Raw genomic sequence first — 13,195 nt, 5'->3', positions numbered from 1 at the left:
TATGATTTAATATGTGTTTTACATTTTTGTGGTCTGTCTGTCAACAGGAGATTTGAAGAATCCATGCAATTACCAACTTTTCTAGAGGTCTATGAAGGACTCATCAGCACCTCTTCTATCAGCTCCACGGATCCGAGCTGGGATCAGGGCAATGCAAAAGTCATCGAAAAACTCGCATCTTGGTTTAAAGATCTGGGTTTTAGCGTTGAAGTGATCGAAGTCGAGCCAGGCAAGCACAATATGATCGCACGTATGGGTGAGGGTGAAGGTGGCCTTTTACTTGCTGGCCATAGCGATACCGTGCCATTCGATCAAGGGCGATGGAATTTTGATCCGCATAAACTGACGGAAAAAGACAACCGCTTCTACGGTTTAGGCACAGCAGACATGAAAGGCTTTTTCGCCTTTATTTATGAAGCAGTGAAGAAAGTCGATTGGAGCAAGCAGAGCAAACCACTTTACGTATTAGCCACTTGTGACGAAGAGACCACCATGTTGGGCGCGCGACATTTCACAGCAAACGCCCCATTTAAGCCGGATTACTGCATCATTGGTGAACCCACCAGCCTTGTACCAATTCGAGGTCATAAAGGGCATGTGGCAAATGCCATTCGCGTAACAGGCAAGTCCGGTCACTCATCGGACCCAGCGCTTGGCGTTAACGCTATTGAGATCATGCATGAAGTCATGTTCGCCATGATGCAACTGCGTGACAAATTGATTAAAGAATATCACCATCCGGGTTTTGCCATTCCAAGCCCTACCCTAAATCTTGGACACATTCACGGTGGTGACAGCGCTAACCGTATTTGTGGTTGCTGTGAGCTGCATTACGACGTGCGTCCTCTTCCCGGCATTAGCCTTGATGGTTTAGAGAACATGTTGCGCGGAGCATTAAAAGAAGTCGAAGCGAAATGGCCTGGGAGACTGGAGATTATTCCATTGCATGAGCCTATTCCGGGTTACGAATGCCAACATGACCACCCATTTATTGGTGGTGTTGAAGAGATCTGCCAAACCAGTTCAGAAACCGTGAACTACTGTACTGAAGCACCATTTCTACAGCAGTTGTGTCCAACCTTGGTGCTCGGCCCTGGGTCAATCGACCAAGCCCATCAACCGGATGAGTTTCTATCCTTCGACTTTATCGACCCCACAATTGATGTGCTTTCAAAGGCGATGGTCAAGTACTGCTGTTAATACGCGTTTAAGCTCGAAAGTCTGTGCAGCTCGATTGAGCTGCATCTTTTTATCTTCACAATTTAGCGCGAGTCTTAACACTTATTTAACTTGTTATTTTGTAATTAATTTTCACTTCTTACTCTATGGCTGCCGTAAATTTGCTCTAAATCAGGAGACAGCGGAATAATTGCAAACTTAGTCTGCTTTATTTGACTATAACTGGTGCTTTTCGCTAGATTGGAGTCTTAACAAGGACAATGGATGTAGTTTTTTTACGAGGCAGGACGACAATGAACGAGAAATACGCCGCACTCAAAAGTAATGTGCGCATGTTAGGCCACTTATTGGGTAACACCATTCGCGATGCCCATGGCGAAGAAATCTTCGAGAAAGTGGAAACCATTCGTAAATTATCCAAATCAGCTCAAGCAGGGAATCAAGCAGACAGGGACAGCTTGATCGAAGAAATCAAACATCTACCTGATGAGCAGCTAACGCCCGTTACTCGCGCGTTTAACCAATTTCTAAACCTCACCAATATCGCTGAGCAATACCACACGATTTCACGCCATTGTGAAGAGCACATTTGCGAGCCAGACGCGATTAACTCGCTGTTTTCTAAACTGGTACAAAACGATGTGAGCAAACTGGACACTGCCCAAGCGGTTCGTGATCTAAATATTGAATTGGTATTGACGGCTCACCCAACAGAAATTACGCGCCGCACGATGATCAACAAACTGGTCAAGATAAACGAGTGCTTATCAAAGTTGGAGCTAAGCGATCTTTCTTCTAAAGAGCGCAGAAAAACCGAACGCCGCCTAGAGCAACTGATTGCCCAAGGCTGGCATTCAGACGTGATTCGACAACAACGCCCAACTCCGTTGGATGAAGCAAAGTGGGGCTTTGCGGTCGTTGAAAACTCGCTATGGGAAGCAGTACCGGACTTCCTACGTGAGATGAATGACCGTCTAAAATCTTACCTTGGAGAAGGTTTACCCATTGATGCTCGCCCAGTGCACTTCTCCTCTTGGATGGGCGGTGACCGTGACGGTAACCCGTTTGTTACTCACAACGTTACGCGTGAAGTCTTACTATTGTCTCGTTGGAAAGCCGCCGATCTTTATCTCAATGACATCAACGAGTTGATCAGCGAGCTGTCTATGACAGTTTCAAACGATCAAGTCCGTGAACTTGCTGGCGAAGATCAGCACGAACCATACCGTGCGATCCTGAAGCAATTACGCACTCTGCTCAATGAAACCAAAGATATTCTCGATGCTAAGATCCACGGTCAAAAACTGGCCGTTAAAGCCCCACTGCAAAAAGTCGAGCAACTTTGGGAACCGCTGTATGCCTGCTACCAGTCACTAAACGAATGTGGCATGGGTGTAATAGCCAACGGCTCACTACTGGATACACTACGCCGCGTAAAAGCATTTGGTATCCATCTTGTACGTCTTGATATCCGCCAAGAGAGCACGCGTCACTCAAACGTCTTGTCTGAACTAACTCGCTACTTAGGTATTGGTGATTACGAACAATGGAGTGAGCAAGATAAGATTGCTTTTCTAACTAACGAGCTGGCATCTAAACGTCCGCTTCTCCCTCGTGATTGGGAACCGTCTGAACCCGTCAAAGAGGTTTTGGATACCTGTAAGATTGTTGCAGCACAACCGCGTGAAGCGTTTGGCGCTTACGTTATTTCAATGGCACGTACCGCTTCTGATGTACTAGCCGTTCATCTACTGCTACAAGAAGCAGGTTGCCCTTACCGCATGGATGTGTGTCCTCTGTTCGAAACGCTAGACGATTTGAACAACGCAGAATCGGTCATCAAGCAGCTTATGGGGATTGACCTTTACCGTGGTTTTATCCAAAACCACCAGATGGTCATGATTGGTTACTCTGACTCAGCGAAAGATGCAGGTGTTATGTCTGCTGGTTGGGCTCAGTATCATGCGATGGAATCGTTAGTTAAAGTGGCTGAAGAAGAAGGCGTTGAGCTAACTCTATTCCATGGTCGTGGGGGCACAGTCGGTCGCGGTGGCGCACCTGCGCATGCTGCGCTTTTGTCGCAACCACCAAAAAGCTTGAAAGGCGGTTTACGTGTAACAGAGCAAGGCGAAATGATCCGCTTTAAACTGGGACTCCCAGATGTCGCAGTAAACAGCTTTAACCTATATGCAAGTGCGATTCTGGAAGCCAACTTGTTACCGCCACCGGAGCCAAAACAAGAATGGCGCGACTTGATGGAAGTGCTATCAGAAGTAAGCTGTGAGTCTTACCGAAATGTGGTTCGTGGCGAGCCAGATTTCGTGCCTTACTTCCGCCAAGCAACACCAGAACTCGAACTCGGCAAGTTGCCACTTGGTTCTCGTCCTGCAAAACGCAACCCTAAGGGCGGAGTAGAAAGCTTACGTGCAATCCCGTGGATCTTCTCATGGAGTCAAAACCGTTTGGTACTTCCTGCATGGCTAGGCGCAGGTGAAGCGATTCAATACTCGATCGATAAAGGCCACCAAGCATTGCTCGAAGAGATGTGCCGCGAATGGCCATTTTTCTCAACTCGTCTCGGCATGCTGGAAATGGTGTACTCGAAGTGTAATATTGATATCTCTCGCTACTACGATGAGCGATTGGTGGATGAGTCGCTCCGTCCACTCGGTGAAAAGCTTCGTGCTCAGCTTCAAGAAGACATCAAAGCGGTACTGAATGTAGAGAACAATGAAAACTTGATGCAGCATGACCCTTGGGGACTCGAGTCTATTCGCTTACGCAATATCTACGTTGAGCCATTGAATATGCTACAAGCAGAGCTGCTATACCGCACGCGTCAAACCGAAGAAGCTTCTGCAAACTTGGAAGAAGCGTTGATGGTGACGATTGCTGGTATTGCTGCAGGTATGCGCAACACAGGCTAATCGTTTCATTTTTAATAGAAAGCTGGGCAAATGCTCAGCTTTTTTTTATCACAGGATAATCGCACCAAAACAAAGGCAGTTAAATATACCACTAGAGACCCAAAAAATACCAAAATAAAAGAATAAAAAACCACAAGTTAACACTATTGATTATTATGTTAGTTTTTTAGGGTAATTTTGTCCTACTATTCCACTTCATGCTTATTATTTATATACTACTTGCCTGCTGAGAGCTCATAAATCCAATCATACCTGCTCCAGCCTTGATGGGACTCCCCATCTCTCTAGGTGATAAACGGCTTTAAGGTGACAGGACCAACATTGTTGGTGCTACTTATACATTAAAAAACTCAAGTGCCAGTAAGAGCGCAGCTGAAAGTATAAGTAGCTTGTTTACAAGTTTATTGACCATTTGGATTGAAGACATGTCATTACCACACGTAATCTTAACTGTTCTTAGCACTCGCGACGCAACCGGTTACGATATCACTAAAGAATTCTCTGCTAGCATCGGTTACTTCTGGAAAGCAAGCCACCAACAGGTGTACCGTGAACTCAACAAAATGGCTGAGAAAGAACTGGTTACTTGCGTATTAGAACCCCAAGAAGGCAAACCAGACCGCAAGGTTTACTCCATTACAGACGCTGGTCGCAGCGCTTTAGGAGAGTGGTTTGATCAACCAACTGCACACCCAACAGTTCGTGATGAGTTTTCAGCGAAATTGATGGCATGTGCCGTTCAACCAGCGGCTCCATTCCGTGACCAACTCGCCGAGCTAGTTGAAGAGTCTCGCAAACTGGTTTCTCACTACAAAGAAATTGAAGCGGCTTACTACGCAACGCCGTCAACTTTAGATAAACAAGCTCGCCTAGAACGTCTAACGCTTCGCCGTAACCTACTGTTACGTGAAACTTGGATCACTTGGGCAGAAGAAGTTCTAACTGAACTTGAAGTGATTGGTTAAACTCCTTTTGCTTTGATAAAACGAAAAAGGCTTGCCACTTGGCAAGCCTTTTATCTTTTTGAAACTAGGTTTACGCACCGACTACTGCGCGAGGACGAACACCCAACGTATGGCATAACGCGTAAGTCATCTCTGCACGGTTTAGTGTGTAGAAGTGAAAATCCTTAACCCCTTCACGACTCAGTACACGCACCATATCAATAGCTTGGCTAGCTCCTACAAGCTGGCGAGTCACCGGATCATCATCCAAGCCATCGAATTGTTTGCTCATCCATCCTGGTACTTTCACATTGTTCTGTGCCGCAAAGCGAGAAGCTTGCTTAAAGTTCGATACAGGCAAAATTCCTGGCACAATTTCTACGTCAATTCCTGCTGCGACACAACGGTCACGGAATCGCAGGTAAGACTCAACGTCAAAAAAGAACTGAGTAATAGCACGGTTTGCACCTGCATCTACCTTACGTTTTAGGTTCAATAAGTCAGACTGAGCGCTTTTAGCTTCAGGGTGAACCTCAGGGAATGCAGCAACGGAGATATCGAAATCGTGGCGTGATTTCAGCAGCTCAACCAAATCCGAGGCATACATATCAGGCGCACCGCCACCTGGAGGAATATCACCACGCAAAGCGACGATATTTTCAATACCATTGTTCCAATAATCATCGGCAATATTAATCAACTCTTCACGAGTCGCATCAATACAAGTGAGATGGGGAGCGGCAACCAATCCGGTTGTTGCTTTAATTTCTTTAATGATGGAGTGTGTTCTGTCACGCTCGCCGGAGTTCGCACCGTAAGTCACAGAAACAAATTTAGGTTGAAGCGTTTTAAGACGGTGCACTGAATTCCAAAGTGTTTCTTCCATCTTAGCGCTGCTTGGCGGAAAAAACTCAAACGATACATTGATGTTATCTGATAACTCAGCAATATTCTGGTTCAAGGCGTCGATATGGCCTGCGTGCGTATATCCCATCTTACTCTCCCTGCGGCACTCCGCCACGAAAACAAATCCTTAAAATCGACGTTTAGACGTCTATATGTCTACAGAATGTATTGAATACGATTTAATGTCAACCTTGTAATTATGAATTTTTCTCAAGTTAATAATGAAGATAGTTCAAGTTTCTACTTGAGCATCATCTCGCCATTTTGCACGGGTTATGACTTCAGTATGGCACTGATAGGGGAATAAAAAACCCTGGATTAATTCCAGGGTTTTTAGGTCAATCGCAACTTTAAAATAAACCAGCCAATCGGTTGAGGTCGGATTGAATAGCGCCGGCTGTCACTTCTCTGCCTGCGCCTGGTCCTCGAATTACCAGAGGGTTATCTTTGTACCACTTGCTCTCTATGGCAAAAATGTTATCGCATGGCAATAAGTTGGCGAGCGCGTGCTCACGAGATAACGCTTCGACTCCCACCGTTGCTTTACCATTTTTTTCTAAACGCGCCACATAGCGAAGCACTTGATCGTTTCTCTGTGCTTTTGTCAGACGCTCTTGAAGTATTTCACTCAACAATGCTCCATTATCGAAGAAATCATCTAAGCTCAGTTCTCTTAATTCTTCTGGCACCAAAGACTCAACTTTAACGCTGTCTGGTTCTATATCTAGGCCCGATTCTCGAGCCAAGATGACTAACTTACGCATTACATCGGAGCCATCTAAATCAGAACGAGGGTCAGGTTCGGTTAACCCTTGCTGCCAAGCAAGATCGACTAAATCATTAAATGGCACAGAACCATCAAACTGTTGGAACAGCCATGATAACGTCCCCGAGAAAATCCCCGATAGAGCGACGATTTCATCCCCACTTTCACGAAGATCTCGCACGGTATGGTTTATCGGTAACCCAGCACCAACCGTTGCGTTGTATAGCCAATGACGACCAATTTTAGCGAATGCATCTTGAACCTGATGGTAGTACTGACTATCTGCGGAACCGGCCACTTTGTTGGCGGAAATCAAATGAATGCCTTGCTGTGCGATTTCTACGTAGCGCTGAGCCAAATCTTTACTCGCGGTAACATCAAGCACGACGGCTTCATCGTAGCTTTTAAGCGCTCCCAAACGTGCCAGCCAATCCCCATTGTTTGCTATGCTTTCATCATCAAATCGTTCAGCAACACTCACCGCCTCAATACCTTGCTCATCGAACCAATAGGTTTGGCTATCCACAACCGCGACAAGATCAAAGCTCATACCATGACGTTTTTCGAGCTCACTTTTTTGCGTCGCAAATAAATTTAACCAACTAGAACCAATATTACCCTTGCCACATAAAGCCACTGCCACGCGTTTTTGCGCTTGGAACAACTGGCTATGAATCGTTTGAACCAACGCCTCGGTATCAGTACGGCGCAAAACAGCGACTAGGCTCAGCCCTGAGTCTGTTTCAGAGATAAATTCTACCGGAGAGTGCTTTAGCTTCTGATAAAAGCCAAAGCAATGATTGGCGTTTTTCGTAACGCCTGCACCTACCGCAGCTAAGAGCGAGTAACCTTCTTTTAGCTTAATTTCTGCCTCTACCGCAAGCTCTTGCAAGTGTTTCAATGCACCACCGGCGATTTCTGCGGTGTAAGCCAAGCGTAGCGTATGCTGATCGGATTGAGCTTCAAATGCCAATGGCTCTAATTGCGCGCGCTGCAACGCTTGTAATACATCACTCTGTGTTTTTTCGAAGTCGTGCCCATGCATGAAAGACAACTGCACCAATAAAACATCATCCAGTGAAGTAATAATTTTAGCGCCACGACCAGATGCCAATACACGCTCAATACGAGTAGAACCCGACTCTGGCAGATAGCTACACTTGAGATTAAGGTCCATGGTACTTTGCGCCACAGGCTGAAGCGTACGACTGTGTAGCACTGGGGCAGCTAAGCGAGCAAGTTCACTGGCTTCATCCAATCGAAGTAACGGTAATAAACAAGCATCAGACACCAAACGTGGATCGGCACTATAAACACCAGCAACATCACTCCAAATCGTGACAGTACTGACTTCAGCAAGCGCGCCTATGACCGTTGCAGAATAGTCAGAGCCGTTACGACCAAGTAGAATGGTTTCTCCTGCCTCGTTCTGAGCCATAAAGCCAGTAATTACCACACGTTTATGGTTATGCTGCGCGAGGATCTCTTTAATTAAAGGGTATGAACGAGCGCGATCAACCTCTGGTTGAGTTCCCGCTTCTGCACGTAAAAACGCTCGTGCATCTTGTGCAACCGCAGGGATAGAACGTTGAGATAATAACGCGGCCAATAGGCGAGCAGACCATACTTCTCCGTGTCCCAGTACCGCAGCTTTTTGCGCATTAGTGAGTGGTGCAGTCAGCTCCGAGAGAGTACTGAACTCATCATGTAATAAAGCTAACAGCTCTTCTTTTGCTTCACTCTCCAACAAGCTTTCTATTAGCTCGGTTTGGAACTGTCTCAAGCTTTGAAGCGCTTCATGCGCAATTCGGCCATCTTTATTTAACCCTTCCAAAAACTCAATCAAGCGATTAGTGGTTTTTCCTGCAGCAGAGACGACCACAAGATCATTTTCTGTCGAATACTCTTTGAGAATACCCACAACGCGTAAGTAGCATTCTGGGTTTGCTAAGCTACTGCCACCAAACTTATGCAGCTGACGTTGTACAGTCATTGTTATCGTCTCCTATTACTGGGTAGCTTTAGCGAACGCTTGTTCTAAATCTGTGATGAGGTCTTGTGCATCTTCCAAACCGACAGACAAACGCAATAGTTGATGAGAGACCCCAGCCTCCGCCAGTGCCTCCTCACCCATTGCACGGTGAGTCATGGATGCCGGGTGGCAAATCAAACTTTCTACACCACCTAATGATTCAGCTAATGAAAACAGTTGGAGCTCTTTCACAAACACCTTTAGCTGCTCAAACGAACCAGCAAACTCAAAACTCAACATAGAGCCAAAGCCCGTTTGCTGCTTTTTAGCAATGTCGTGACCTGGATGTTCCGGCAGGCTTGGATGATAGATAGTTTTAACTAACGCTTGTTTCTGTAGGTAAGCCAGTACCTGCTGTGAGCTCTCTTCATGTACTTTCATACGAGCACCAAGCGTACGAATACCTCGCAGTGTCATGTAACTATCGAAAGGTGTGCCCGTTGCACCAATACAATTGCCCCACCATGCAAGCTCTTCTGCATGCGCTTCTGTGTTGGTGATGATTACCCCACCAATTACGTCCGAATGACCGTTGATGTACTTTGTTGTGGAGTGGATAACAAAATCCGCACCTAGCTCTAAAGGTTTTTGGTACACGGGTGTCAAAAAGGTATTGTCCACCGCAACTAACGCGCCGACTTGTTTCGCTTTTTCACAAGTAGCTGCAATATCCACTACGCGAACCAGAGGGTTTGACGGAGTTTCTAGCAAAATGAGTTTTGGTTTTTGTGCCAATGCAGCATCTAAAGCCTGTTCGTCTGATTGATCGACAAACTGAACCTTAAAATCGCCTTTGTTAGCTCGGGTATTAAAAAGACGATAGGTACCACCATAACAATCGTGAGGAGCAATAATGAGATCATCTGGGCCGAGAAAAGCGGAAACCCATAAATTTAATGCCGACGTACCGCAGTTAGTAACAACCGCTCCTTTTCCAGACTCAAGTTCAGATAGCGCACTTTCCAACAGTCCGCGGTTTGGATTACCAGATCGTGTGTAATCATACTTGGGCACTTCACCAAAAGCAGGAAAACCATAGTTAGTGGAAAGATAAATAGGTGGAACGACAGCATGATATTGGCTGTCTGATTCAATACCAGTGCGTACTGCAATGGTCGCAGGTTTGCGAGTGCTCATGGGTGTATCCTTTCACGGGTAATGACTTCTAAATAGGAATGCGCTATATCTAATGAGTAACATAAAGTGATCAACACGCTTCCTTTGCTGTTATGTTCACTTTACTCGTCAAAAAATGAGACGTCAACACTTCTAGACGTCTATATGTCTTTGCTTATGGCGGTAAATGCAGCTAAAATCAGCACCTAAATTATTTTTAACCGATTACATAAATGAAGGTGTGCAATGGCTGACTGGAATGGCGAATACATTAGCCCATATGCAGAGCACGGCAAAAAAAGCGAACAAGTAAAAAAAATTACCGTCTCTATCCCGCTAAAAGTTTTAAAGGTGCTAACTGATGAGCGTACTCGCCGTCAGATCAATAACTTACGCCATGCAACCAATAGCGAATTGCTATGCGAGGCATTTTTGCACGCGTACACAGGTCAGCCACTTCCGACAGATGAAGACCTTCGTAAAGACCGTCCTGATGATATTCCAACAGAAGTAAAAGCGCTGATGACGGAAATGGGCATCGAATTTGAGTCATTCGACGAAGAATAAAAAAGCCTGATAAAAGGTTTCAGGTAATAACTCTTGCCTCGAGCCAAATGGATGACATAAAAAATGGGACGCAATAGCGTCCCATTTTTTGTGTATCACATCTGAAAGATATATTACTCTGCCATGTAGTTTTCAGGCATCTCGATACGAGCTACACCTGAATTAACCGCCGCCTGAGCAACCGCTTTTGCAACACGTGGTAGCAAACGTGAATCCATTGGTTTTGGAATAATATAGTCCGCACCAAACTCTAGCTTATCAACACCGGCAGCCTTCAATACGGCTTCAGGTACAGGCTCTTTTGCTAGCTCGCGAATCGCCTCAACGGCTGCAAGTTTCATTTCATCATTGATTTCACTTGCACGCACATCAAGAGCACCACGGAAAATGAATGGGAAACACAATACGTTGTTAACTTGGTTAGGATAATCACTACGGCCAGTACCCATGATCAAGTCATCACGAACTGCGTGAGCAAGTTCCGGCTTGATTTCAGGATCCGGGTTAGAACATGCGAATACGATTGGCTTATCAGCCATCAACTTCAACGCTTCCGCTGGCAACAGGTTTGGACCAGATACACCTAGGAACAGATCTGCACCTTCAATTACGTCTTCTAGTGTGCGCTTATCTGTATTGTTCGCAAATAACTGCTTATATTCATTAAGGTCATCACGACGAGTGTGAATCACACCTTTGCGATCTAGCATGTAGATTTTTTCGCGCATTGCACCGCATTTGATCAGAAGCTCCATACACGCTACAGCGGCAGCGCCAGCGCCAAGACAAACAATTGTTGAATCTTCAAGTTTCTTACCTTGAAGTTCGATTGCATTCAGCATACCCGCTGCCGTTACAATAGCAGTACCATGTTGATCATCGTGGAATACTGGTACATCACAACGCTCAATCAGACGCTTTTCAATCTCAAAACAGTCTGGTGCTTTAATATCTTCAAGGTTGATACCGCCAAAAGTGTCTGCAATGCTCGCAACAGTATCAACAAATTCATCGATCGTGCGGTGCTTAACTTCAATATCAATAGAGTCAAGACCTGCGAAACGCTTAAACAGTAACGCTTTACCTTCCATCACTGGCTTAGATGCAAGTGGACCTAGGTTACCTAGACCTAGAATAGCGGTACCGTTAGAAATAACAGCAACCATGTTCCCTTTTGCAGTGTACTTGTACACGTTATCCGGGTTTTGTGCGATTTCACGCACTGGCTCTGCAACACCAGGGCTGTAAGCAAGGGCAAGATCACCCGCCGTTTCCGCAGGCTTTGTAAGTTCGACAGCAATCTTTCCTGGAGTTGGATAAGCATGGTAATCCAATGCTTTTTGGCGATGTTCTTCTTCTGGAGTGGCTGCTTGGTGGTTGTCTTCAGACATGGACGTTTCTCTTTTTTATTTTTAGGTAAGGGGGCATAAATTCTATCGGATAGAAATCAAACTTCATAGGCAAGATTGCGAGCAATATCCTTAAAAAGCCGATAATAAAAGAGATTAGACCAGATAACGGGGTTAAGCACCTGATTTTCGAGTCAGGTGCTCTTTCTTCTTACTATTATTGGAGTATGCAAACTCAGAAAGTATCGTTACTCTTCGTCCACGTATTGCGCTTGGAGATAATTCTCAATACCAGACATTTCAATCAAGCCAAGTTGCGTCTCTAGCCAATCAACATGTTCTTCTTCATCTTCAAGAATATCTTGGAAGAGATCTCGAGACACATAATCTCGAATGTCTTCAGCGTAGGCAATCGCATCTTTTAAATCTGGAATAGCCGCCATTTCAAGCTTTAAGTCACACTCGAGCATTTCCTTGGTATCTTCACCAATCATCAACTTACCTAAATCTTGTAGGTTCGGTAGGCCTTCAAGGAACAAAATACGCTCAATTAGATGATCGGCATGCTTCATCTCATCGATAGATTCGTGATATTCCTTGTCTGCTAGGTGCTTTAAGCCCCAGTCTTTATACATTCGGGCGTGAAGAAAATACTGATTAATAGCGACGAGCTCGTTACCGAGCACTTTATTGAGATGTTGAATGATGATTGGATCGCCTTTCATGACAAAACCCTCCTCTTTGGCTTCATTTAAATGTAGAAGCAAATGAGAAGGTGTCAAAATGTAAGGCAAATAATTACTGCATACTTACAGCAATTAGCTGGCTTGTTTAAATTCCGTGTAACTAGTTTCCGCTAAAATTTCCTTGGCCTGTCTGATGCACTTACCACATTGGCTGCCCAATGCCGTGCACTTTTTGATTCCTTTAATATCTGTTACGCCTTCATCTATCGCCAACTTCCTAATTTTTTTGTCGGAGACACCATGGCAAAGACAAACGTACATACTCAAAAAACCTATAAAACTAATCTGTGACAAACAATATAAACAAGAATAGTTCTTGTTACCAGTCGCATTATGGTGTCCGCTCAGAATATTTGGTTATAAAGATTTTACCGCTGCAGGAAAAGATCAAAGGGTTAAGAGGGGTGAGTAAAAGCGTTAAGAAACAAAGCCGGTAACACTCTGTTTTTAAATCGAAAAAGTGACGTCTTTTATTTCAACACTTATAACTAAATGTAATCTAGAAATGAAAAAGGGAAGCCTAAGCTTCCCTTTTCGATGCGCTTTCTTCAAAAAGAAGAACAGTGCAAGATTTCGTTTAATTCGTTATGAATTAGTCGAAGATCTTAGCAACAACACCAGCACCTACTGTACGGCCACCTTCACGGATCGCGAAACGTAGAC

At 44.9% G+C, this 13,195-nt stretch carries 10 protein-coding genes and 1 pseudogene; 4 read left to right on the top strand and 7 right to left on the bottom strand.

Going from position 1 to position 13,195, the window contains the following annotated elements:
- The first annotated feature begins 63 nt into the window (after positions 1-63).
- The 3 genes from argE (at position 64) to R7Z49_RS20195 (ending at position 5,071) form a co-directional block, all read left to right on the top strand.
- Positions 64-1,200 (top strand): acetylornithine deacetylase, encoded by a 1,137-nt coding sequence (gene argE / locus R7Z49_RS20205; RefSeq protein ID WP_005381335.1) that lies wholly within the window; start codon positions 64-66, stop codon positions 1,198-1,200.
- A 272-nt stretch (positions 1,201-1,472) separates the two neighbouring features.
- The gene (ppc, locus tag R7Z49_RS20200) at positions 1,473-4,106 is read left to right on the top strand and encodes a phosphoenolpyruvate carboxylase (protein WP_053307549.1); all 2,634 of its coding nucleotides are present in this window, start codon (positions 1,473-1,475) and stop codon (positions 4,104-4,106) included.
- A 425-nt stretch (positions 4,107-4,531) separates the two neighbouring features.
- Positions 4,532-5,071, top strand: a complete 540-nt coding sequence (locus R7Z49_RS20195) for a PadR family transcriptional regulator (RefSeq protein ID WP_005382791.1) — start codon at positions 4,532-4,534, stop codon at positions 5,069-5,071.
- 70 nt (positions 5,072-5,141) lie between these two features.
- On the opposite strand, the gene metF is transcribed toward R7Z49_RS20195, so the two are convergent.
- The 3 genes from metF to R7Z49_RS20180 all read right to left on the bottom strand — a co-directional run bounded on the left by metF (position 5,142) and on the right by R7Z49_RS20180 (position 9,891).
- Entirely contained in the window at positions 5,142-6,044 is a 903-nt protein-coding gene (metF, locus tag R7Z49_RS20190) for a methylenetetrahydrofolate reductase (RefSeq protein WP_005381345.1), read from the bottom strand.
- A 262-nt stretch (positions 6,045-6,306) separates the two neighbouring features.
- Entirely contained in the window at positions 6,307-8,715 is a 2,409-nt protein-coding gene (locus R7Z49_RS20185) for a bifunctional aspartate kinase/homoserine dehydrogenase II (RefSeq protein ID WP_053307548.1), read from the bottom strand.
- A 15-nt stretch (positions 8,716-8,730) separates the two neighbouring features.
- Entirely contained in the window at positions 8,731-9,891 is a 1,161-nt protein-coding gene (locus R7Z49_RS20180; protein WP_005381350.1) for an O-succinylhomoserine (thiol)-lyase, read from the bottom strand.
- A gap of 225 nt (positions 9,892-10,116) precedes the next feature.
- Here R7Z49_RS20180 and metJ point away from each other — a divergent pair, with 225 nt between their 5' ends.
- Entirely contained in the window at positions 10,117-10,437 is a 321-nt protein-coding gene (gene metJ / locus R7Z49_RS20175; RefSeq protein ID WP_005381353.1) for a met regulon transcriptional regulator MetJ, read from the top strand.
- A 113-nt stretch (positions 10,438-10,550) separates the two neighbouring features.
- Here metJ and R7Z49_RS20170 read toward each other — a convergent pair whose 3' ends face one another.
- The 4 genes and pseudogenes from R7Z49_RS20170 to R7Z49_RS20155 form a co-directional block, all read right to left on the bottom strand.
- Positions 10,551-11,828, bottom strand: a complete 1,278-nt coding sequence (locus R7Z49_RS20170; RefSeq protein WP_005381358.1) for a malic enzyme-like NAD(P)-binding protein — start codon at positions 11,826-11,828, stop codon at positions 10,551-10,553.
- 206 nt (positions 11,829-12,034) lie between these two features.
- A complete protein-coding gene (bfr, locus tag R7Z49_RS20165) occupies positions 12,035-12,511 on the bottom strand; it encodes a bacterioferritin (protein WP_005381359.1) in 477 nt (158 codons plus the stop codon).
- Between the two features lie 93 nt (positions 12,512-12,604).
- Positions 12,605-12,793, bottom strand: coding sequence for a (2Fe-2S)-binding protein (locus R7Z49_RS20160; protein WP_005381360.1), 189 nt, complete (start codon positions 12,791-12,793; stop codon positions 12,605-12,607).
- Between the two features lie 331 nt (positions 12,794-13,124).
- Positions 13,125-13,195 (bottom strand): annotated as a pseudogene (locus tag R7Z49_RS20155) (elongation factor Tu); the annotation flags it as partial.

Source organism: Vibrio sp. 1562 (assembly GCF_033340155.1).
GTDB classification, from domain to species: domain Bacteria; phylum Pseudomonadota; class Gammaproteobacteria; order Enterobacterales; family Vibrionaceae; genus Vibrio; species Vibrio alginolyticus.
This window is presented reverse-complemented; position numbering and strand designations above follow the sequence as displayed.